The following is a 20,412-nucleotide window of genomic DNA, read 5'->3' on the forward strand; positions in this document are numbered from 1 at the left end:
GCTCAGAAAGAACTAGCCTCCGAGCTTTCCTGCGTCGGTGGTGCTCACATCTGTGCGATGGAAGTTGAAGAACGACCGGGATGCCGTCGGCCCACGCTGCCCCTGGTAGCGCGAGCTGTATTCCGCAGAGCCGTACGGACGCTCCGTCGGCGACGTGAGGCGGAAGAAGCAGAGCTGTCCGATCTTCATGCCCGGCCAGAGCTTGATCGGCAACGTAGCGACGTTGCTCAGCTCCAGAGTCACGTGCCCAGAGAAGCCGGGGTCGATGAAGCCCGCCGTCGAGTGCGTCAGCAGGCCGAGGCGCCCGAGCGAGCTCTTCCCCTCGAGCCGTGCCGCTACGTCGTCGGGCAGGCTGACCTGCTCGAACGTCGACCCGAGCACAAACTCGCCGGGGTGCAGCACGAACGGTTCGTCGGGTTCCACCTCGATGAGACGGGTGAGCTCCGGCTGATCCTGCGACGGATCGATGTAGGGGTACTTGTGGTTGTCGAAGAGTCGGAAGAAGCGATCCAGGCGCACGTCCACGCTGGAAGGCTGCACCATGTCGACATCGTACGGTTCGAGTCCGATGCGTGATGCCGCCAACTCTGCTTTGATGTCGCGGTCTGAGAGAAGCACGTTGTCAGTGTAGCCGCCCGAGAGTTGCTAGTATTGCAGCGTGCCTCGGCACAGTGGGGATGTAGTTCAATGGTAGAACTTCAGCTTCCCAAGCTGACAGCGCGGGTTCGATTCCCGTCATCCCCTCCATGTGGTGCCTTGCTGCGTGCTTCTCTCAATGTCGCAAGACACCACACGTTCTGTCAGGCCGACAGATCTGGCGGAGGGACTAACGGTCTCGCCTCGCCTGGACGTCGACGACCCACGTCACTCCGAAGCGGTCCATCAGCATTCCGAACCCGGGGCTCCACTCTGACGCCGCGAGTGGATCGATGATCTCGGCGGCGTCGGCGAGGCCGTCCCATAGCCGTGAAATCTCATCGAGCGTCGAACCCCGAAGAGACTGGAAGAAGCTCCGGTCTGTGACGGTGACTCCGTTTTCTCGACGGGTTGCACCTGCCAGTGCGCTAGCGCCTGCGGCATCCTGACCCGGTACGTCGTAGGCCATCAGCCGAAACTCATTTTCGGACTCGAGGAGCCCGAAAACCAGCTTGTCAGCGTCAGGAGCGCCGTGAGGCATCCCGAAGTCTTCATAGGTGGCCACAGTGAGGTTGCCGCCGAAGATGCTCTGGTAAAACTCCAGCGCGGGGCGGGCAGTGCCGTGGAAGTTGATGTGGGTGGTGGTCATGATGCTCATGTTTCATCCTTCGAGTCAGCAGTGATGCGGCGATTCGCCGTAGACACGAGGATGCTCTGGGTACAGGACACGACGCGTCCTCTACCTTCGAGATACTTGAAACATGTCCGAAGCATCCTCGCGTTTACTTACGCTGCTGTCTCTTTTGCAGTCTGGGCGCGAGCGATCCGGAAAGATGCTGGCCGAACGTCTCGGGGTGACGGAACGAACGGTGCGTCGCGACATCAATCGCCTGCGTGAGCTCGGATATGCGATCGTTGCCGTGAAAGGACCGGACGGCGGCTATCGTCTGACTGCCGGATCGGAGCTGCCGCCATTGCTCTTCGACGACGAACAGGCTCTCGCGATCGCGGGGGCGCTGCAAAGTGCGTCCTCCACCGGAATCGACCTCGAGGATGCGGCCTCGCGTGCGCTCCTCACCGTGCGACAGGTACTGCCGTCCCACCTGCGTCACAGAATGGATCGCGTTCAGTTCGCCGACACCCACGCGGGCCACGTCACAGATGTCACGGTTCTCGAGACCGTCAGCGCCGCAGTTCGCGACCGATGCACACTTCGCTTCGACTATGGCGCAGAGAGCGCAGGACCGCCGAGGCACGTCGAACCACACGCGATCGTGAAACGAAAAGGTCCCTGGTACCTGATTGCGTGGAACACACATAGCGCCGCATGGGCCATCTACCGGCTGGACAAAATGAGCCCGAAAGCGCCAGGCGGCACACCTTTTGCACCGCGACAGCTCCCGACTGTTAATGCACGTTCATTCTTGGCCGCTCGCATGAAGGGGTCAGATGGTGCGGACGCATGGCCGTGCTTCGGCGAGTTCCTCCTCCCGCTCCCCATGGCGGAAATCGAACCCTGGATCGATGACGGGGAAATGGAATACGTGTCCGACGACTGCACACGCGTGCGCGTGGGATCGTGGTCGTGGGCGGGTCTGCTCGCCTGGGCCCTTCGCTTTGATGTCCCTTTCACCGTCGTCGGCCCCGCCCCGTTCATCGACGCCGTCCCACGCTTTGCCGCACGTATCGTGGCAGCTGCCCCTCAGCCTCCTCCGGAAATCGATCACAATGCCTCAGCCTCACAGCCCTGAGTTTCTTACCGTTGCAGACGCGCACGCCTGGCGACAGTGGCTCGACCAAAACGAAGAGAGCAACGACGGTGTGTGGCTGACGATTGCGAAGAACGGAACGACCGTTCCGACTTCTTTGACATACGCAGAAGCTCTCGATGAAGCACTCTGCAGCGGATGCCGCAAAGAAGTTTTCGTCGTTGAACAGCACGTCGAGGTACCCAATCCTGATGCAGATCGTCACTTCCCCCAATGCGGCGGTGCGGGCAGCCCGGATCGCGCGTCACATCGAGCGTCTCGCGGCAGATGCACGCAGCCAGAACAGGTCCTCAGACAACGAGAACCCGTTCTGACAGCAACACAAAGCGCGTGATTCGAGCGCTTTAGGAGAGATCTCCTCAGCGGGTCAATCGATGACCGCGTCGGCCTCCACCTCGACGAGCACGTCCGGCTCGAAGAGGTAGCTCACTCCGATGGCCGACAGTGGCGGCAACGGCTGTGGAATGCCGAGCTCGTCGACGACGCTCTCCAAGCCGGCGATGAACTCGGGATAGAGCTCAGGCTTCCACCGAACAACGTAGAAGCGGAGTCTCACGACGTCTCTGAAGCTCGCGCCGACCCCCTCCAATCCCCGCGCGGTGTTCCGGAGAGCATGGGCGAGCTGGCCAGCCAGATCATTCGGCGCGAGCTTGTTGGCGTGCTCGTCCCGAGCGATCTGACCAGCGACGCTCACCATGCGACTGCCTGTCGCGACAGAGACGTGGTGGTAAGGAACGGGCTGAAACATCCCCGCCGGGGTGACGAGTTCAACGGTCATGAGTATTCACCTTCGCAGTATGACAATGAGTAGGTAGCTCATGTATACCTAGTGCAAAAAGGGAACTTCAACGAGACTAGGTGTCATGACCGATACCGTCCACAGCCAGATCGCAGACGAGCACCGGGAGCTTCTCGACCAGATTCTCGACAAATGGTCTCTGCTGGTGCTCGATAAGCTCTGCGAGAGTCCGAGACGTTTCAACGAGCTGCGCCGCGAGATCCCTGCGGTCTCGCAGAAATCTCTCACCGCGTCTCTGCGCCGGCTGGAACGCAACGGCATGATCCGTCGAGACGTGGTGAACACACGTCCCCTCGCGATCAGATACGAGATCTCACCGCTCGGCCACACACTTCAGGATTTGATCGACGCGCTGTTCGATTGGACCTCTGCTCATATGGATGAGGTTGCCGCGTCGAGAGATCACTTCGATGCTGAGAACGACCCGCGCTGAGCTGACATGCCTACGCAGCGACGGCAATCGGTCGCCGTCGATATTCAGCGCTCGACGGGGATGAGCTCGACGTTCCGAAGTGATCCCGCGTCCGCGACAGCGGTCATGAATGTGCAGACAGGCTGACGCCGCCGGTCAGTGGGCGATCCAGGGTTGAGTAGCCGCATTCCCTTCGGCGTCACCGAGTCCCAGGGGATGTGACTGTGGCCGAAAACGACAACGTCGCAATCGTCGAACTGTGCATCCATACGCTTCTCGCGTCCCTGCTTCGCCCCTGTCTCGTGAATCATGGCAAAACGGATGCCGTCAATCTCTGCCCTGGCAATCTCCGGTATCCGCGCCCGCAGTTCCGGTCCATCGTTGTTTCCATACACAGCGATGAGTCTCTTCGATCGTGCTTCGAAGGCGTCGAGCGTCGCCTCGTCCACCCAGTCACCCGCGTGAAAGACAACATCCGCCGCTTCCACCGCCTCCCATACAGGCGCCGGTATCTGCTTGGCGCGCTTGGGAAGATGAGTGTCAGAGACGAGAACCAGTGATGCGGCCATACGTCCATTCTCGAAGATCGGTCAGAGGCCGAGGGCGTCGAGCTGCGGCTGCCCCGTCAGAATGCAGAACTCGTTGCCCTCGGGGTCTGCGAGCACGACCCACCCCGTGCCGTCGGGACGCACGAAATCCGCGATGCGCGTCGCCCCCAGGCTGACAACCCGCTCGACCTCCTCCTCCCGACTCACGTCGGTCGGCCGCAGGTCGAAGTGGATGCGGTTCTTCACGCTCTTCTCCTCGGGCACAGTGATGAAGAGCACACGCGACGATCCGTCCGGCGAGATGATCATGCATTCATCGTGATCGGCAGCGTTCGGGTCGTTCGGATCCTCCGCATAGCCGAGGACCTCACCCCACCACAGCGACTGCGCATAGGCATCGTGAGAGTCGATGGACGTATGTGAGATTCGCAGTGCCATACTCCGAGAATCTGTCACATCACAGGACCGATGTCGAGGCCTGTCAGCCCCAGTACTCCTCGCACGCCACAGACATGGCATCGCCCATGGCCTCTCCGTTCGAGTCAATGAGCGTCTTCGCGCTGGACTTCACCGCCCACCACAGCCGCGGCGACTCATGCCACTGCGCCCGCGTCGGGTCATACCCGGTGATGTCGCTTGCGAGAGACTGCGCCGACTCGGTGAGCTTCTGCTCGGTGTCGTCGGCGTTGCAGAGCTTCTCGTCGGTCGTCTTCGGTGTCTCGGGCTTCTTCTCGAGCGTCAGCTCAAGCGCAGCGCCGAGGTCGCCGCTCGTCTCACTGACGGAGACGGTGCCGCGCAGGGGAACGAACGCGTCGCCAGACTGCGACTCGGGCTCGACCGGCAAGACCACGGAGTCCGCGACGATCGTGAAGTACGGGGTGTCACCGAGTTCGTCATCGGGCAGAGTCAGCGCCGTCGTCCCCTTGGCCGCACCGTACCCCGTGCCGGGGTTGACGATACCCGTCTGCGCGGACTCGTGTCCGCGGTACACGAGCACGTTCAGATCGATCGTCTCGCCGACGTTCGCCGCAAGAAATGCCTGCAGGCCGTGGTTGCCCATGAGCATCGAGCCATCGCTCGTGGTCACGACATCGAAGTAGCTCGGTGCCGCGGCATCCTTCTGCTCTCTAGTGCCACCTTGAGGCGTTTCGTCTCCTGCGGTGCATCCCGAAAGAGCCAGCATCGCCACGGCCGCAACCGCCACCGCACCCCGAAATCGCACAGTCGTCTTCCCCTCAGTCGGCCATGTTCTCTGTCGCGCCCCACGAGCGATCCTTCGCTCGCGGACGCTTCTCTATCGTCACACGAGACTGCCGAACCAGACACCGAGTGCCGCTGCGGCAACAGCGAGCACGAGCATCCCGACACCGTTTGCGATGCCCGCGAGCCAGCGCCGATTTTCAATCAGCCGCACCGTCTCGACGCTCGCAGTGCTGAACGTCGTGTACCCGCCGAGCAGCCCGCCGCCGATCACGACAGCGAGGTCGGGGGTGAGGATGCTGTCGGACGCCAGCGCTGTCACAAAGCCGAGCACAAGGGCACCAGTCACGTTGATCACCGTCGTGCCGACGGGGTACGTGAGATGGGCACGTCGCATGATGGCGCTGTCGAGCAGGTAGCGGCAGGCCGCGCCGACTCCGCCGGCGAGACACGTGAGGATGAACACGAGCGCTGTCATGCGGCATCCACACCTCTCATCGTGCGGCGACGTGCGCCGAGCGCGATGCCGGCCACCGTGGCGAGCCCGCCGACGGTCACCATGCCGAGACCGTAGAGTATGCCGAGACCAACCTGCGCCTCAAGCACCTGGAGCGTCTCGACGGCGAGCGCGCTGTAGGTCGTGAATCCACCCGCGAAGCCCGTGCCGAGCAGCAGGCGGAGGCGTCGCCGCCTGTCGTCGCTCACGCGCGAGTGCAGAAGCGCCTCGAGCAGCAGCCCGAGGCCGAACGCCCCGACGATGTTCGCGAACACCACACCGACCGCGACCGGGCCGACATCCGGCAGCAGCATCGTCAGCGCCTGGCGGGCCGCGGTGCCGAGCGTACCGCCGATCAGTACCAGCCCAATGGACGACAGTGTGAACGTGGACGGTCTGGGCATGCTCATCTCCTATCCGGGTACGACGTGACTCCGAGATAGGGACCGTTGGCAGCAGTAGTGCTGCGGTTGGTGACGGCGGGCCCCACCGCCGTGACGCCGGAGCGCCGCCTTAAGCATCCCACACACTCACTCGGGTCCGGCGCCGCGGGTGACCTCGGCGACCGCGGCGCGCGCGTCGGCGACGTCGTCCGGCGCGACCAGAGACGGAACCATGATGCGCCACATCTCCGCCACTCGGTCGTGCTGATCAGCGCGGTCCGTGAGCGTCGCCGAGACCAGTTGCACGCCGGTGAACGACGCACAGATGTACCAGGCGACGCGGCCGGGCTCGAAGTCGTCGACGAGGCGCCCTGACGCCTGCCCTTCGGCGAGCAGTCGGGTCACGACGTCCATCCAGTCCTGGTACGGTTCACGCTCGGGAAAGGTGAGCGAGATCGTGTCGGTCGTGAGGAGAATGCCCGCCTGCGTCACCGGGTCGTCCAGCAGCATCTCCGAGAACGTTCGACAGAGTTGGGCGATCATCCGCAGTGGGTCTCCGCCGCCGTCGAGCACCCTGGTTGCCGCGGCCATGGCACGCGCATGCTGCTCGTCGACGACGGCGCGTGCGAGATCCTCCTTCGAGTCGAAGTGGAAGTACAGCGCCCCCTTGCTCTTCCCCATGTGCGCGGCGATCGCATCGAGGCTCGTCTTCGCGTAGCCGTTGCGCGTGATCAGCTCCGAGGCAGCCTCGATGATCCGCTCGCGCGTCACACGGGCCCGCTCCTGCCTCACCACGAGACTCGCCTGCGCATTGTCATGGAACTCACATCACCATCTTGCCAAATCCGACCGGCTGGTATCTAATGAAGGCGGTGAGGGAATCCGTGCGAGCGGCATCGCCGCTCCTGTGCTTCGGGAGCCTCGACTGAGGCTCCCAGCACGCCTCGCCACCGCGGAGACCGTGAGGCACACTGGAAGTGTCACGGTTCTCTACGAGGAGGTCGACGTGCAGAAGACATCTCTCACGGCCCTTGCCCGCCACGAGCTCGAGCACGCTGTCACCAGCGACAGCGGACGCAGCGCGAAGACGGTCTTCGGCGGCCGAGAACACACCCTGCGGCAGACGCTCGTCGCCCTCCGCAAAGGCGTTCAGATGGGCGACCACGAGAGCCCCGGTGACGCGACCGTTCACGTCATCCACGGCCGCATCGAGCTGTCGACGAGCGACGCGTCGTGGTCCGGCTGGGACGGCGACCTCATCATCGTTCCCGACGCTGTGCACAACGTCGTCGCCCACGAGGACTCGGTCTTCCTCCTGACCGTCGCGAAAAGCTGAGGCACTTATTCCGCGGCGGCGTCGGCTGACGCGGCATCCCTCTCCCCCTGCTCGGGGTCGTTCAGCTCGGCCACGTGGTCGACGAGCGGAAGGACACGCCCCGACAGGTGGGTTCGCAAAGCGATCGAGGATGCCGCGCGGGCAACGCCCGGGACCTTGGCGACCCGGTCGATGACGTCCTGAAGCTCCGACGCATCACGTGCCACGACGCGCAGCTGCATGTCGCTCGCGCCCGTCACGGTGTACATGTCGACGATCTCCGGAACCGCGTCGGCAAGCGCCGTCGCGACATCGGCGTGGCCGATCTTCTGGTCGATCTCGACGAGGCAGAACGCCGTGAGGTCGTACCCGAAGCCGCTCGGCGACAGAGCCGGAACGATCGCATCGATGACACCGCCCTCGTGGAGGCGTGCGAGCCGGCTGGTCGCGGTTCCGCGCGCCACCCCGAGCCGCCGGGCACACTCGAGGATCGGCAGCTGCGGGTTCTCGGTCAGCAGGCGGATGAGCCGGGCGTCCAGGCGGTCGATGCGCATGCGTTCACTCTCTCACGACGCCGGGACCGAACCGCCCCCTCGTGAGTCGCGCGGCGACACCGAGCGCAAGCGTGAGGCCGAGCGTCAGCAGCAGCTGCAGTCGCACCGCGGCATCCGTCATCGCGAGCACGAAGACCACGGCGAGCAGGGCAAGACACAGGTATGACAGCCATGGGAAACCCCACATGCGCATCGGCATCGCGGCATCCGCTCGGTCTGCCCGCCGGCGCAGGATGATCTGCGCGATCGCGGTGGCCGTCCAGATCATGAGCAGCGTGGAACCCACGACGTTCAGTAACGCGGGAAGAACCACATCGGGCCACGCCCAGTTGAGACCGACCGTCACGAAACCGAACAGCACCGACAGCACGACCGCCGGCACAGGAACACCCTGGCCGCTCGTGTAGGTGATCTTCTGAGGTGCGAGGCCCCGCTCCGACAGGGAATACATCATGCGCGACGCGCCGTACAGGTTCGCGTTCATCGCCGACAGCAGTGCAATCACGACGATGAGCGACATGACGAGGTCGACGCCCGGCACCTGCAGCGTCGCGAGTACGGCAGCGAACGGGCCGACCTTGACCTCGTCCGAGTTCCATGGCAGCACCGTGACGATGACGAATACCGAGCCCATGTAGAACACGAGGATGCGCACGACGATCTCGCGCACGATCTTCTTGATGTTCCGCGAGGGGTTGTCCGACTCGGCCGCGGCGATCGCGACGAGCTCTGTCCCGCCGAACGCGAAGATCACGATCAGCAGGGCGGCGGCGACGCCGCCGAGGCCGTTCGGGGCAAAACCGCCGAGCGACACAAGGTTGGTGAGACCAGATGCCGGCACGCCGGGGATCAGCCCGACGATGGCGCACACCCCGACCACGAGGAAGGCGATGATCGCGAACACCTTGATCGCCGCGAACCAGAACTCCATCGCGCCGTAGTTGCGTACGCCGAGCAGGTTGATCACGGTGAACGTCGCCATGAACAGCAGCACCCACGCCCACTGCGGAATCACGGGCACCCACCCGGCGATGATCGCGGCGGCACCCGTGGCTTCCGCGGCGACAACGACGACAAGCTGAATCCAGTACAGCCACCCGATCGCGCTGCCGACGCTTCGCCCCATCGCCTTCTGGGCGTACGAGCTGAACGCGCCCGAGCTGGGGTTCGCGGCGACCATCTCGGCGAGCATCGCCATGACGAGCAGCACGATCGCACCCGCGATGACGTACGAGAGAAGAACGGCGGGCCCGGCGATGCTGATCGCCTGCCCCGAACCGACGAAGAGTCCAGCACCGATGGCGCTTCCGAGCCCCATCATGGAGATCTGACGGCGGCTCAGCCCCGGGTGCAGCCCCTTGGTCGTGGTCGTGATCGTAGGCACTTCGCTCATGCGAGGGCCTCCACTCGCAGATCGGCATCGCGTCCACGTCGGGCGGCGAGCGCGGCGATGACCCGATCGACGTCCTCCGTCGAGCCCGAGGAGATGCGGATGCCCTCACCGGGGAAGGCCCGCGCGACGACGCCTCCGTCGAACAGCAGATCGTTCAGCTCATCCGTGCGCTCTCCCGCGGGCACCCAGACGAAGTTCGCCTGCGATGCCACGGGTGACCAGCCGGATGCCGTCAGGGCGACGCTCATGCGATCACGCTGCCGCACCACCTCATCGATCCTCTCCGCGAGCTCGTCTTCCGCGGCGAGCGAGGCGCACGCGGCGACCTGGGCGAGATCAGTGACTCCGAAGGGCACCGCCACCTTGCGCTGGTACTCCGCGATCTCGACGGGCGAGATGGCGTAGCCGACGCGCAGCCCGGCGAGCCCGTATGCCTTCGAGAAGGTCCGAAGCACCGCGACGTGCGAAAAGCGGCGACGCAGCTCGAGGCCGATGCCGCGGCTCTGTGACCGGTCGAAGTGCACGTACGCCTCATCGATGACGACGAGCACATCGCGCGGCACCGCATCGACGAAGCGCTCCAGCGCGGCTGGGTCGACGACCGTGCCCGTCGGGTTGTTGGGGTTGCACACGAACACCAGGCGAGTGCGCGGCGTGATCGCCGCCAGCATCGCGTCGAGGTCGTGGCCGAAGTCGGCGTCCAGGGGAATCTGCACCGGTGTGGCCCCGGCCACCCGCACGAGCGAGGGGTATGCCTCGAATGAGCGCCACGCGAACACGACCTCGTCCCCGAACCCGGCGACCGCGTGGATCAGCTGCGCCGCAAGCTCGACGGAGCCCGCTCCGACGGTGACGGTCTCGGGAGCGACATCGTGACGCTCGGCGAGCGTGGCGATCAGCTCAGTCGCGGCCATGTTCGGGTAGCGGTTCATCGACCCGATGGCGCCCTCGACCGCGCGCATCACCGACGGCAGCGGCGCGTGAGGAGACTCATTCGAGGAGAGCTTCGAGGCACCGGCCGGGGCAGAGCGCCCCTGTCGATACGCGGGAACGGCGTCGAGGCCGTGGCGGGCGGAGATGGGCATCGTCATAGCGTCCTTGCTCGAGTGCGGTCGGGCCCCGGAGGGCATCACGGTGCGCCACACTACTTGCGAGAAAAACGCTGTGCAATACGGTCAGCGAAAGCTGCGCATGCTGCACAGAATCACTCGACCCTCTCGGCTGACGCTATGCACACTGCCCACTGAGCGGATGCCGCGGCGAGGCCGAGCACAGCCGCCTTGTCGCACCCCGAGTGGCATCAGTCCTGTGCGTGCGTGACGTCCCACGCGTGATGAACGATGTCGTGAACGTAATAGCGCCCGAGGCTCTCGATCGTGAACTCGGCACCGTCTCCGCGGTATCCGATGCGGTCGGCCGCCTCGTCCGGAACGGCGTCGAATGCCTCGGCCGTGGCGAAGGCGGCATCCGTCAGGTCACGCGACACCTGTCGCGGGTCCTGCTCGCCGTAGCGACCCTCGACGGCGGCCTCGTCTTGATTCCAGTCGGGGAACGTCGGGCCGTCCTGCGTCATCGTGAGCACGAGCCGCTGGGCGAAGAGTCCGTGCACATCGCGCACGTGGCAGGCGTATTCGAGCGGAGACCACGTGCTGTCGTCCGGGCGTTGACGTACGTCCTCGCGCTCGAGAACCTCAGCCCAGATGCCGGCGTTGCTGCGGACGAATCCGCCGACGTCGCCGATGTGCACGGCTGTCGCGTCGAATCCGCACTCGGGGCAGGCGCGCTCGAGCACCCAGGTCCAGTCTTTGGTGTCGGGAGTGATGGGCATGCCCCAAGCCTACGGGGATGCGCTGGCTGCGTGACAGAAGGTGACGGATGCCGCGCGATCAGCCCTGACAGACCGCGCTGTCGCTGACGCCCTTCGCCATCTGCTCTGCCGACCAAGGCAGGTCGAGCTCCGGCGCCTTGTGTCCCTTCGCCGCAGGAACCTTCGACGCGTACGACGCGACCTGCATCGCGAGGTTCAGCGCCAGTGCGCCGCCCGCCGTCGAGTTGTTGAGCATGACGACGACAGTCATGCCCGACGCGGGGTCGGAGAGGGATGCCGTGATGAAGCCGGGCACGTCGCCGGCCTGACCGTACAGCGGACCGTAGTGGTAGGTTCCGAAGCCGTATTGCTGCCAGGAGGGAGCGTCGTCGCTGATCGGACGCGTCTCCTTCTGCTGCTTCGCCGCCCCCTTGCTGAACAGCTTCGACTGAGCGAACGCCTGTGAGAACGTGTGCAGTTCATCCGCGGTCGCGACCACACCTGTCGATGAGAAGCCCATCGACGACGAGAGCTTCGACTCGTCGTACGGCTTATCGCACTGCAGCTTGCCATCGACCTTCAGGGCCTCGTAGCTATGCAGCGCCGTGTCGGGCAGCGACACGTCCTTGGGCGCCGGAAGTGAGGTGTTCTCCAGCCCGAGGGGGGTGAACACGTACTTCTCGTACAGTTCCGAGAAGGTTTTGTTCGTCGCCGCCTCGAGCGCGATTCCCAGCAGCACGTAGCCGGTGTCTGCCGACGAGAACGATTCCCCGGGCGTCGCCTCGTGGGTCGCCAGTCCGTCGTTGAAGAGTTCGAGGGGCGCCCACACGCGCTCGGGGTTCTGGATGAAGATGGTGTCGAGATTGCCGCGGTAGCTGCCGTAGCCGCTCGTGCCTTGGCAGAGCTGCTTGAACGTCACGCCCTCCGCGCCGACCATGCCGGGAAGATACGACGACACCTTGTCATTCAACTCGACGACTCCGTCGTCGACGAGTCCGAGCAGCACCGTGCAGCTCATGGGTCGCGTGTTGGCGCCGATGCGGAACGCCATATCGGGTTCCATCTTGGTCTTGCCATCGATCTCGGTCACGCCGTAGCCCTTGAGGCTCGTGCCCGCCCATGGCGCCCAGACCCCGACGATCGCACCAGACGATGCGGATGCCGAGATAGCGGCGTCGACCGCCTCGTCGATGAGCTTCGTGGTCTCGCTCGGCAGCTTTCCCTCGGCCTGAGGCCCCAGCGTCACGTCGGGCTGTCCACCGCCCGAGCACCCCGTGAGCACCAACAGAGCCGCACCGATCATGGCGAGTGCGGCTCCCGCCCGCGTACCGTGCCCGAACACTCTCACACTGAACCTCCCCCGGATCTCCCCCAGATCACTCCGTGGATTCTAACGGTGCAATCTGTGTCGATGCCTCACCATCCTCCTATTGCACATCACAAACTGATTAACTGTGGGCATGACTCAGCATTTCGACGCCGACGTGGTGAACGCCGTCCTGTCTCACATGAACTCCGATCACACGGCGGACAACGTGACGATCGTGCGCGCCTACGCTGATGCCTCGGCCGCCGAGGTCAGCATGATCGGGCTCGACGGCGATGGCGGAGATTGGGAGTACACGGATGCCGAGGGGCAGCGTGTCGTCACACGCATCCCGTGGACGCGCGAGGTCCTCGAGCGCAAGGACGTCCGCCGAGCGATCGTCGAGGTGTTCCGCAACGCTGAGAAGCGCCTCGCCGACGGAGCGCTCTGAATCGACCCGTGACACGGAGGCCTTCGATCGGTACACTTAGGCAAGCCTAACCAACCCGATGGAGAGCTATGACGGACTCACGCTTCTCAGCCCTGCTCGCGGAGCGCACTCGCGCCTCGCACTCCGACAGCGAGGGCGCCGGCTTCATGCGCGACCTGATGCGCGGCGACGGCACCTGCGACGACTACACGGCACTGTCGGTGCAGCACTGGTACATCTACGACGCGCTCGAAAGCTGCGCGGCATCCCTTGCCGATGACCCGATCGCCCAGCCGTTCCTGCGTTCAGAGCTGACGCGGATGCCGCTGCTCGAAGCGGACCTCGAGCACCTGCTGGGCTCCGAGTGGCGCTCCCAGATCGCGCCGCTGCCGACCACGCGCGCGTACGCGGATCGCATCCGCGAGGTCGCCGACTGGCCCACGGGCTTCATCGCACACCACTACACGCGCTACCTCGGAGACCTCTCGGGCGGCCAGTTCATTGCGCGCCTCATGAAGCGCCACTTCGGGTTCGATCGCCGCGGCGTCGAATTCTACGCCTTCGACGAGATCGACGATCTGGATGCCTTCAAGAACGAGTATCGCGCGACCCTCGACGCGGCGCCGTGGAACGACATCGAGCGCGAGCGCATGATCGAGGAGACGCTCCTGGCCTACCGCTTCAACTCCGACCTGTTCCGCGACCTCGACGACGCGAAACACGGAAAGGCGGCCTAGCGGGACGCCGTCCTCAGCGCTTCGTCGCTGACGCGGCATCCTCCCCCGCCACGCGGGTCGCGCCCGCCATGAAACGCTGCACGTCGCGATCGACGATGATGTCGCTCGGCCGCAGCGGACGTGTGAGGTAGAGCCCTTCGAGCGAGGTCAGCCGACTCAGCGCGACGTACGTCTGGCCGGGGCTGAAGGCGCGGCCGCCGAGGTCGACGACGGCGCGATCGTAGGTCTTGCCCTGCGATTTGTGGATCGTGACCGCCCACGCCAAGCGCAGCGGAAACTGCTCGAACTCGGCGACGATCTCACGCTTCAGCCGCTTGGTCAGCGGAGAGTACGTGTACCGGTACTTCTCCCACGTGGCAGGCTCGACTTCGTGCTCCTCGCCGTCGATCTCGACGAACACGTTCGAGGTGATGCGCGTGACGGTTCCGATCGTGCCGTTGACCCAGCGGGGCCCGCCGTCGCCTCCGCCGTCGTTGCGCAGGAACATCACCTGCGCGCCTTCCTTGAGCTCCAGGGTCTCCTCTGCGGGGTACGCGCGACCGCCGAAGTCTCCGGTGATCTCGGCCTTCGCACTGAGCGACCGACCGGGCAGCTGCGCGAGTGCACGATTGTTGATGCGGTTCACACTGTCATTCCGTGACGCGAGCGTGATTGTCCCGTCATCCGGGGGTGTACGAGCCCCCATCGCGTTGAGCTTGCCCGCGATGTCAGCTGTCACCCGACCGTGCCGCACGGCGTTCAGCATGCGCTTGAAGTCGGAGTCGCTCTGGCGGTGGACCTCTGTCAGCTCGACGATCGTGAGCGGCGCCTCAAGCCACACTTTCGCGTCGAAGAACCACATGGAGCGGTAGGTGTCGGCGAAGTACGCGCGCTCCTCCGGATCGCCGGGAACCGGAGCGAGCTGGTACGGGTCGCCGAACAGCACGATCTGCACGCCCCCGAACGGCTCGCTCTTCCTCTGGCGTGCCTGACGAAGACTGCGGTCGATGGCATCCATGAGATCCGCGTTCACCATCGACACCTCGTCGATCACGAGTGTCTCGATGGTGTTCAGCAGTTTGCGGACGGTGTCGTTCTGGTCGATGTCGCTGTCGGCGATGACGCCGATCGGCAACCGGAACAGCGAGTGGATGGTCTGCCCACCGACGTTGAGCGCCGCGACTCCCGTCGGGGCGGCGATGACGAGCTGTTTCTCTGTGCGCCACGCCAACTCGTTCAGCAGCGTTGATTTGCCCGTGCCGGCGCGCCCCGTGACGAAGATATGATCGCGCGTCTTCTCGATCAGATCGAAGACGGCCTGCTGCTCCGTGGCGAGGACGAAATCCGTCATGATGGGCAGGCGACCTCATTTCAGGCGGGTGCACGGGAGACCCCACCATGATAGTCGCCAGGGGAGCACTACCCGTCGCGGGCGTCGTTCCCCTGCCCTAGGATTGCGGATGTGAGTCAGGTACAGCCGCCAGCACCAGCAAGTCCCGTTCCCTCGGGGCCGCCCGCAGCGCGCCCCTCGAATCCGGAGAAGACACGCTTCATCATCATCTGGGTGATCGTCGCGGTCATGTTCCTCGGTGCCGCCGCCAGCGCGGTCGGCTCACTGCAACGCACCGTCTACGGCGCACGCGGCACTGTCAGCGAGTACTTCGACGCGCTTCAGCGCAAGGATGCCGCAGCGGCGCTTCAGATTCCGGGAGTCACGCTCTCCTCCGGCGACCTCAAGGGTGCAGGGCTCCCCGATAACTCGTCCTCGGCGCTGCTGCGCGGCAGCGTCATGCCTGACGTCTCCGACGTGTCGTTCGTCTCGGACGAAGCCGGCGGCGACGGCATCCGACGTGTCACATTCGAGTACACCCTGGGCGAGAACGAGGGCTCGACGACCTTCGAGCTGAAGAAGCAGGGCGGTTTCTTCAGCGGCTGGGCATTCGCGACGAGTCCGCTCGCGGCAGTCAACCTCAGCGTCAATCACACGACCCTCTTCTCGATGAACGGCGCTGACTTCGATGTGCGTCAGGTCGCCCCCAAGAAGACCAAGCCGGCGTTTGAGAACATCGTGAACGTTCTCGTCTTCACGCCCGGCGAATACACCTACACGGTCGACACCGATCTTCTGACCGCCGAAGAGACCACCGTCTTCGCCGACACTCCCGGCAACGTCGAGGAGGCCGCCGTTGACGCCGAGCCGACCGACGAGTTCATCGAAGAGGCCCAGAAGCAGTTCAACGCGCAGCTCGACGAGTGCGCAACGCAGAAGGTGCTCCAGCCGACCGGCTGCCCCTTCGGCTTCACCATCCAGGACCGCGTTTCCGGTGACCCGGCGTGGGAGATCACGGAGTATCCGGAGATCACGCTCGAACCGGGCACCAACTCGTGGGAGATCCCGAACTCGGCCGCGACCGCGACGCTCAAGGTCGACGTTCAGGACCTCGCCGACGGTTCGATCTCGTCGGTGACCGAGCGGGTGCCGTTCAAGGCGTTCGGCAACGTCTACCTGTTCGCCGATGGCACGGTCACGGCGCAGGTGCTCACGAAGGACAGCGGCAGCGACGAGTAGCTGACAGGATGCCGCTCGCCGCGGCATCCTCATCGTCACGCTCTGTCGTGCTCGGCCAGCTTCGCGAGCTCCGCGTTGTAGGCGCGCAGCTCAGCGTCGCCGTTGCGGTCTGCCGCGCGGTCGAGGCGCTTCTGCATCTTCGTATCGGACTTCGCCCATTGCACTCCGACGACGATCGCGAGAATCATCGTCGGAATCTCGCCGACGCTCCACGCGATGCCGCCGCCGACGAACTGGTCCTCCAGCGGTGTCGCGCCCCACGTGCGCCCCATCGCGCCGAACCAGTCCGCGGCGAACAGTCCCGTGCTCATCATGATCGACAGACCGAAGAACGCGTGCGTGGCCATCGTCGCAAGCAGCAGAAGCAGTCGCATCGGGTACCCGAGGCGCTGCGGCCCCGGGTCGATGCCGATGAGCGCGTTCACGAACAGGTAGCCGGTGATGAGGAAGTGCGCGATCATCCACTCGTGCCCGATGTGCTCCTCCATCGCCCAGCGCAGCAGCGGCGAGTAGTAGAACACCCAGAGAGAGCCGGCGAACAGCACTGCGGCGACCACGCCGTGGCTGAGGAAGGTCGCGTACTTGGAGTGGACGAAGATGAGAATCCACTCGCGTGCACCGCGTGAGCCGTCGGTGCGCTTATGGATGGCACGCAGTGCGAGTGTGAACGGAGCACCGGGCACAAGCAGCACGGGAACGGCCATGGTGAGACCCATGTGCTCGAGCATGTGCACGCTGAACATGTACTTCTGGTAGACGTTCGTGGCGCCACCCGTGAGCCAGAGCAGCAGGAGGAGTCCTGAGATCCAGGAGACCGTGCGCAGCGTGGACCAGCTGTCACCGCGTTTCTTCAGACGGATCACACCGGCGAGGTAGAAGAAGATTCCGAAGCCGACGACCAGCAACCAGATGAGGTCGATGCGCCATGCCGTGATGAACGCGAGTGGCTGGAGGGGCGGCGGCAGCGGATCTCCGGTCAGCAGGACCGCGGGCGTGCCCGTCGCGGGAGCCTCCTGAGGGACAGGCGGCGCGCTTCGGGCGAGGGCGGCGGCGACTCCCGAGGCGATGCCCATGAAGGCAAGCTCCGCGACAGCGAGGCCCCAGAACATGCCAGCGCCGCGGCGCTGCCCCTTCGTGATGGAGCTGTCGCCCTGCGGCATCCGTCTGATGACCCAGCGACGATACATGGCGCCGAACAGACCGAGTGCGATGAGTGCCAGCGCCTTCAGCACGACGAGGAAGCCGTATGGAGAGAGGACGTCGGCCCACGTGCCGATGCGCAGCTGGGCGCTCACGTAGCCGGAGAGCGCGACGACGATGAAGCAGACGAGCGCAACCGTGGAGTACCGGCTGAGGACGCGCGTCAGCTCCGCACCCTCCAGCTGGCGACGCAGGAGGATGATTGCGACGAGCCCACCGAGCCAGACCGCGGCGAAGAGCAGGTGCAGTCCCAGACCGTTCACAGCGGCGTCGTGGCTCGCCGCGCCCGCCGCGTGGCCCTGCTCGGCCATCGGCACGAGAGAGACCAACGCGAGCACTCCGACGAAGGCGAGCCCGGTCTGGTTGCGCACCGCGAAGCACAGCACCGTGACCGCCGCGGCGATGAGCGTCGTGATGAGCCACGCTTGCCCCGCCTCGACATCTGTGAAGAACACGGCGATCTTCTGCCCGAAGTCATTGCCGAACGAGAACGGCGTTCCCGTGATGTTGAGGAATGTGAACAGCGCCGTCGCCGCGGAGGACACGGTGTAGAGACCCGCGCCGGATGCCGCAATGTCGAGAGCGCGTGTGTAGGCGGGCCGCGTGCTGTCGAGGGCGAAGAGCGCGATCACGATCGTGCCGAGCGTCACCGCCATGCTCAGGTTAACGACGAGCTTCACGATCGGCAGGCCGTAGCGCACAACGGGGCCGGGGTCGCCGATCGCGGGAGCGTCCGCGCCTCCACCGATCGCGAGTCCCGCGAACACCGCGATGAGGGCAGCAGAAAGCAGCACGGCAGGGCCGAGAACGCGCACAGTACGGGTCACATATCAAGGGTACGCGTGCCGGCTGAGTGTCTCAGCTCGCGTGCTCCGTCCCGCAAGCACGCGAGAGGGGCACGGCGTCAGACGCCGTGCCCCTCTCGGAGTAAAGCTGAGGTTACTTGACAGCAGCCTTGAGCTTCGAGCCAGCGGTCACCTTGACCGAGTGGCCGGCCGGGATGTTGATGGTCTCGCCGGTCTGCGGGTTGCGGCCGGTGCGAGCAGCACGGTCAGTGCGCTCGACGGCGAGCCAGCCGGGGATCGAAACCTTGACGCCGTTGCTGACAGCGTCAGCAAGCTCGGCGAACAGCGAGTCGAGCACGCCACCGACGGCAGCCTGGCTCTGGCCGGTCGACGAGGCGATCTTCGCGACGAGCTCGGTCTTGTTGAGCGACTTATCAGCCATTGAATTGTCCTCCTCGGACGATTGCTGCGTGAATCACGCGTTTACGGCCCCCGTGAACAGTCTCATCGAGGTTCTGTGACTCGATGAATGTAACAGAGAACCGCGTCATTTCGCGGATTTCTGGGGGTTTTCGGGCACTTTCAGACGGTGTGTCGCCCCAAATTCCCAGAAAAAGGGTCGCTCAGGGTCATTTTGCGCGGATTTGGCGGTCTTCCTGGCCGAATAGCGGAAAGAGGCGCCGACCCTGACGGGTCGACGCCTCCTTCGCAGGTGGTCTCACCAGCTCGACTTGGTCACGCCGGGCAGCTCGCCACGGTGTGCCATCTCGCGGAAGCGAACACGCGAGATGCCGAAACGGTTCAGGATTCCACGCGGGCGACCGTCGATCGCGTCGCGGTTGCGGACGCGAACCGGCGATGCGTCGCGCGGCAGCTTCTGCAGAGCGACACGAGCGGCCTCACGCGACTCGTCGGTGCCCTTGGGGTCGACGAGAGCCTTCTTCAGCTCACGACGCTTCTCTTCGTAGCGCGCAACGACGGCCTTACGCTGCTCGTTGCGAGCGATCTTGCTCTTCTTAGCCATGTTTAGCGCTCCTCGCGGAAGTCGACGTGCTTGCGTACGACGGGGTCGTACTTCTTCAGCACAAGACGGTCAGGGTTGTTACGGCGGTTCTTGCGGGTCACGTAGGTGTACCCGGTGCCGGCCGTCGACCGAAGCTTGATGATGGGACGAACGTCCTGAGCCTTAGCCATTAGATCTTCTCCCCACGTGCGAGAAGGTCCTGGACGACGGACTCGATGCCACGTGCGTCGATGACCTTGATGCCCTTGGCGCTCACGGTGAGCGTCACGTTACGACGAAGCGACGGAACGTAGTAGGTCTTCTTCTGGATGTTCGGATCGAAACGACGCTTGGTGCGTCGGTGCGAGTGTGAGATGTTGTGTCCGAAGCCGGGAACGGCGCCGGTCACCTGGCACACTGCTGCCATAGTGATTCTCCTTCAGTACCGCAGAGCGGATGCTCTGCCCAAGATCTCTTGTCGGCGCTCGCCCCGAGGGGCTCGCGCGGCACGATCGGTCGAGAGGGCCGATCAGCCAAAGAGATACTTTAGCACAGCGGCATCCTCACACTTCACAGGGTTCGCTCGGCGACGCTTTCGGTTCAGACGCGGTTCTGAGCGGCCGTGCACTGGGCGCAGAGCCCGAAGATGTCGACGATGTGGCGAGAGTCGGTGAAGCCGTGCTCCGTGGCGATCGAACGAGCCCATCTCTCGACCTCGCCGGCCTCGATCTCCACCGTGAGGCCGCAGGTGCGGCAGATCAGATGATGGTGGTGTGCGGTGCTCTCGCACGCGCGATACAGTGCCTCGCCCTCGGGAGACTGCAGAGAGTCGGCGTCGCCGTCCGTCGTGAGGTCGGCCAGCGCACGATAGACCGTCGCGAGCCCGATGTGGGCCCCAGCATCCTTGAGCTGCGAATGCAGCCCCTGCGCGCTGATGAACCCGTTCGCCGAATCCAGCGCCTCGCGCACAGCCTCACGCTGCCACGTGTTGCGCCTCACGACCATCGCAGACCTCCTTGATACCCCTCTAGGCTACCCGTCCCGCGCCGAGCTTTGGCCGAGCGCGAGGCGTGATGACGGGGATGCCGGCG

The 20,412-nt window shown here is 64.8% G+C and carries 28 protein-coding genes and 1 tRNA gene; 8 read left to right on the top strand and 21 right to left on the bottom strand.

The window, feature by feature from the left end; genetic code table 11:
- Positions 1 to 12: 12 nt before the first annotated feature.
- Positions 13 to 618, bottom strand: coding sequence for a dCTP deaminase (gene dcd, locus ACSAGD_RS12015; RefSeq protein WP_437582995.1), 606 nt, complete (start codon positions 616 to 618; stop codon positions 13 to 15).
- Between the two features lie 55 nt (positions 619 to 673).
- Here dcd and ACSAGD_RS12020 point away from each other — a divergent pair.
- Positions 674 to 747 (top strand) — tRNA-Gly (locus ACSAGD_RS12020).
- Positions 748 to 826: 79 nt separating this feature from the next.
- On the opposite strand, the gene ACSAGD_RS12025 is transcribed toward ACSAGD_RS12020, so the two are convergent.
- Positions 827 to 1,294 (bottom strand): VOC family protein, encoded by a 468-nt coding sequence (locus ACSAGD_RS12025; protein WP_437582996.1) that lies wholly within the window; start codon positions 1,292 to 1,294, stop codon positions 827 to 829.
- Positions 1,295 to 1,469: 175 nt separating this feature from the next.
- Here ACSAGD_RS12025 and ACSAGD_RS12030 point away from each other — a divergent pair, with 175 nt between their 5' ends.
- Positions 1,470 to 2,387: a helix-turn-helix transcriptional regulator gene (locus ACSAGD_RS12030; RefSeq protein WP_437585165.1), complete on the top strand. Its 918-nt coding sequence runs from the start codon at positions 1,470 to 1,472 to the stop codon at positions 2,385 to 2,387.
- A 209-nt stretch (positions 2,388 to 2,596) separates the two neighbouring features.
- Positions 2,597 to 2,719: a hypothetical protein gene (locus tag ACSAGD_RS12035; protein WP_437582997.1), complete on the top strand. Its 123-nt coding sequence runs from the start codon at positions 2,597 to 2,599 to the stop codon at positions 2,717 to 2,719.
- Positions 2,720 to 2,772: 53 nt separating this feature from the next.
- Here the strand turns inward: ACSAGD_RS12035 and ACSAGD_RS12040 are convergent, their stop codons facing one another.
- Positions 2,773 to 3,183, bottom strand: a complete 411-nt coding sequence (locus ACSAGD_RS12040) for a RidA family protein (protein WP_437582998.1) — start codon at positions 3,181 to 3,183, stop codon at positions 2,773 to 2,775.
- 85 nt (positions 3,184 to 3,268) lie between these two features.
- On the opposite strand from ACSAGD_RS12040, the gene ACSAGD_RS12045 reads away from it, so the two are divergent.
- A complete protein-coding gene (locus ACSAGD_RS12045; RefSeq protein WP_437582999.1) occupies positions 3,269 to 3,637 on the top strand; it encodes a winged helix-turn-helix transcriptional regulator in 369 nt (122 codons plus the stop codon).
- Positions 3,638 to 3,681: 44 nt separating this feature from the next.
- Here ACSAGD_RS12045 and ACSAGD_RS12050 read toward each other — a convergent pair whose 3' ends face one another.
- From ACSAGD_RS12050 to ACSAGD_RS12075, 6 genes are all read right to left on the bottom strand, one after another.
- Complete coding sequence (locus ACSAGD_RS12050; RefSeq protein WP_437583000.1) at positions 3,682 to 4,185, bottom strand: metallophosphoesterase family protein; 504 nt, start codon at positions 4,183 to 4,185, stop codon at positions 3,682 to 3,684.
- Positions 4,186 to 4,206: 21 nt separating this feature from the next.
- Positions 4,207 to 4,602, bottom strand: coding sequence for a VOC family protein (locus ACSAGD_RS12055; protein ID WP_437583001.1), 396 nt, complete (start codon positions 4,600 to 4,602; stop codon positions 4,207 to 4,209).
- A 43-nt stretch (positions 4,603 to 4,645) separates the two neighbouring features.
- Complete coding sequence (locus ACSAGD_RS12060; protein WP_437583002.1) at positions 4,646 to 5,368, bottom strand: hypothetical protein; 723 nt, start codon at positions 5,366 to 5,368, stop codon at positions 4,646 to 4,648.
- Between the two features lie 96 nt (positions 5,369 to 5,464).
- Positions 5,465 to 5,842: a fluoride efflux transporter CrcB gene (gene crcB, locus ACSAGD_RS12065; RefSeq protein ID WP_437583004.1), complete on the bottom strand. Its 378-nt coding sequence runs from the start codon at positions 5,840 to 5,842 to the stop codon at positions 5,465 to 5,467.
- Positions 5,839 to 6,264 (bottom strand): fluoride efflux transporter FluC, encoded by a 426-nt coding sequence (locus tag ACSAGD_RS12070; RefSeq protein ID WP_437583005.1) that lies wholly within the window; start codon positions 6,262 to 6,264, stop codon positions 5,839 to 5,841. Before ACSAGD_RS12070 ends, crcB begins: the two co-directional genes overlap by 4 nt.
- A 126-nt stretch (positions 6,265 to 6,390) precedes the next feature.
- On the bottom strand, positions 6,391 to 7,014 hold the full coding sequence (locus ACSAGD_RS12075; protein WP_437583006.1) for a ScbR family autoregulator-binding transcription factor: 624 nt from the start codon (positions 7,012 to 7,014) through the stop codon (positions 6,391 to 6,393).
- Positions 7,015 to 7,249: 235 nt separating this feature from the next.
- Between ACSAGD_RS12075 and ACSAGD_RS12080 the strand changes: the two genes are divergently transcribed.
- Positions 7,250 to 7,579 (top strand): cupin domain-containing protein, encoded by a 330-nt coding sequence (locus tag ACSAGD_RS12080; protein ID WP_437583007.1) that lies wholly within the window; start codon positions 7,250 to 7,252, stop codon positions 7,577 to 7,579.
- A 5-nt stretch (positions 7,580 to 7,584) separates the two neighbouring features.
- Here ACSAGD_RS12080 and ACSAGD_RS12085 read toward each other — a convergent pair whose 3' ends face one another.
- The 5 genes from ACSAGD_RS12085 to ACSAGD_RS12105 all read right to left on the bottom strand — a co-directional run bounded on the left by ACSAGD_RS12085 (position 7,585) and on the right by ACSAGD_RS12105 (position 12,660).
- The gene (locus ACSAGD_RS12085) at positions 7,585 to 8,112 is read right to left on the bottom strand and encodes an Lrp/AsnC family transcriptional regulator (protein ID WP_437583008.1); all 528 of its coding nucleotides are present in this window, start codon (positions 8,110 to 8,112) and stop codon (positions 7,585 to 7,587) included.
- A gap of 4 nt (positions 8,113 to 8,116) precedes the next feature.
- The gene (locus ACSAGD_RS12090; protein WP_437583009.1) at positions 8,117 to 9,505 is read right to left on the bottom strand and encodes an amino acid permease; all 1,389 of its coding nucleotides are present in this window, start codon (positions 9,503 to 9,505) and stop codon (positions 8,117 to 8,119) included.
- On the bottom strand, positions 9,502 to 10,596 hold the full coding sequence (hisC, locus tag ACSAGD_RS12095; protein WP_437583010.1) for a histidinol-phosphate transaminase: 1,095 nt from the start codon (positions 10,594 to 10,596) through the stop codon (positions 9,502 to 9,504). The genes ACSAGD_RS12090 and hisC overlap by 4 nt, the downstream gene beginning before the upstream one ends.
- Positions 10,597 to 10,805: 209 nt before the next feature.
- Positions 10,806 to 11,333, bottom strand: a complete 528-nt coding sequence (locus tag ACSAGD_RS12100) for a DinB family protein (protein ID WP_437583011.1) — start codon at positions 11,331 to 11,333, stop codon at positions 10,806 to 10,808.
- A gap of 58 nt (positions 11,334 to 11,391) precedes the next feature.
- Positions 11,392 to 12,660: a serine hydrolase domain-containing protein gene (locus tag ACSAGD_RS12105; protein WP_437583012.1), complete on the bottom strand. Its 1,269-nt coding sequence runs from the start codon at positions 12,658 to 12,660 to the stop codon at positions 11,392 to 11,394.
- A 112-nt stretch (positions 12,661 to 12,772) separates the two neighbouring features.
- Between ACSAGD_RS12105 and ACSAGD_RS12110 the strand changes: the two genes are divergently transcribed.
- Positions 12,773 to 13,069 carry a DUF2470 domain-containing protein gene (locus ACSAGD_RS12110; RefSeq protein WP_437583013.1) on the top strand — a complete coding sequence of 99 codons (297 nt, stop codon included), beginning with the start codon at positions 12,773 to 12,775 and terminating at the stop codon, positions 13,067 to 13,069.
- A 68-nt stretch (positions 13,070 to 13,137) separates the two neighbouring features.
- A complete protein-coding gene (locus ACSAGD_RS12115) occupies positions 13,138 to 13,785 on the top strand; it encodes a heme oxygenase (biliverdin-producing) (RefSeq protein WP_437583014.1) in 648 nt (215 codons plus the stop codon).
- 13 nt (positions 13,786 to 13,798) lie between these two features.
- On the opposite strand, the gene ACSAGD_RS12120 is transcribed toward ACSAGD_RS12115, so the two are convergent.
- Complete coding sequence (locus tag ACSAGD_RS12120) at positions 13,799 to 15,115, bottom strand: ATP-dependent DNA helicase (protein WP_437583015.1); 1,317 nt, start codon at positions 15,113 to 15,115, stop codon at positions 13,799 to 13,801.
- A gap of 111 nt (positions 15,116 to 15,226) precedes the next feature.
- On the opposite strand from ACSAGD_RS12120, the gene ACSAGD_RS12125 reads away from it, so the two are divergent.
- Complete coding sequence (locus ACSAGD_RS12125) at positions 15,227 to 16,333, top strand: hypothetical protein (RefSeq protein ID WP_437583016.1); 1,107 nt, start codon at positions 15,227 to 15,229, stop codon at positions 16,331 to 16,333.
- Between the two features lie 35 nt (positions 16,334 to 16,368).
- Here the strand turns inward: ACSAGD_RS12125 and ACSAGD_RS12130 are convergent, their stop codons facing one another.
- From ACSAGD_RS12130 to ACSAGD_RS12155, 6 genes are all read right to left on the bottom strand, one after another.
- Positions 16,369 to 18,360: a cytochrome c oxidase assembly protein gene (locus tag ACSAGD_RS12130; RefSeq protein WP_437583017.1), complete on the bottom strand. Its 1,992-nt coding sequence runs from the start codon at positions 18,358 to 18,360 to the stop codon at positions 16,369 to 16,371.
- A gap of 112 nt (positions 18,361 to 18,472) precedes the next feature.
- Positions 18,473 to 18,760, bottom strand: coding sequence for an HU family DNA-binding protein (locus ACSAGD_RS12135; RefSeq protein WP_437583018.1), 288 nt, complete (start codon positions 18,758 to 18,760; stop codon positions 18,473 to 18,475).
- Between the two features lie 276 nt (positions 18,761 to 19,036).
- Positions 19,037 to 19,342 carry a 30S ribosomal protein S14 gene (gene rpsN, locus ACSAGD_RS12140; protein ID WP_437583019.1) on the bottom strand — a complete coding sequence of 102 codons (306 nt, stop codon included), beginning with the start codon at positions 19,340 to 19,342 and terminating at the stop codon, positions 19,037 to 19,039.
- A 2-nt stretch (positions 19,343 to 19,344) separates the two neighbouring features.
- Positions 19,345 to 19,512 (bottom strand): 50S ribosomal protein L33, encoded by a 168-nt coding sequence (rpmG, locus tag ACSAGD_RS12145; RefSeq protein WP_437583020.1) that lies wholly within the window; start codon positions 19,510 to 19,512, stop codon positions 19,345 to 19,347.
- Complete coding sequence (gene rpmB / locus ACSAGD_RS12150; RefSeq protein ID WP_437583021.1) at positions 19,512 to 19,748, bottom strand: 50S ribosomal protein L28; 237 nt, start codon at positions 19,746 to 19,748, stop codon at positions 19,512 to 19,514. The genes rpmG and rpmB overlap by 1 nt, the downstream gene beginning before the upstream one ends.
- Positions 19,749 to 19,921: 173 nt before the next feature.
- The gene (locus tag ACSAGD_RS12155; protein WP_437583022.1) at positions 19,922 to 20,326 is read right to left on the bottom strand and encodes a Fur family transcriptional regulator; all 405 of its coding nucleotides are present in this window, start codon (positions 20,324 to 20,326) and stop codon (positions 19,922 to 19,924) included.
- Positions 20,327 to 20,412 lie beyond the last annotated feature (86 nt).

The sequence above is a fragment of the Paramicrobacterium salitolerans genome, assembly GCF_051513965.1.
In the GTDB taxonomy this organism is placed as follows: Bacteria; Actinomycetota; Actinomycetes; order Actinomycetales; family Microbacteriaceae; genus Paramicrobacterium.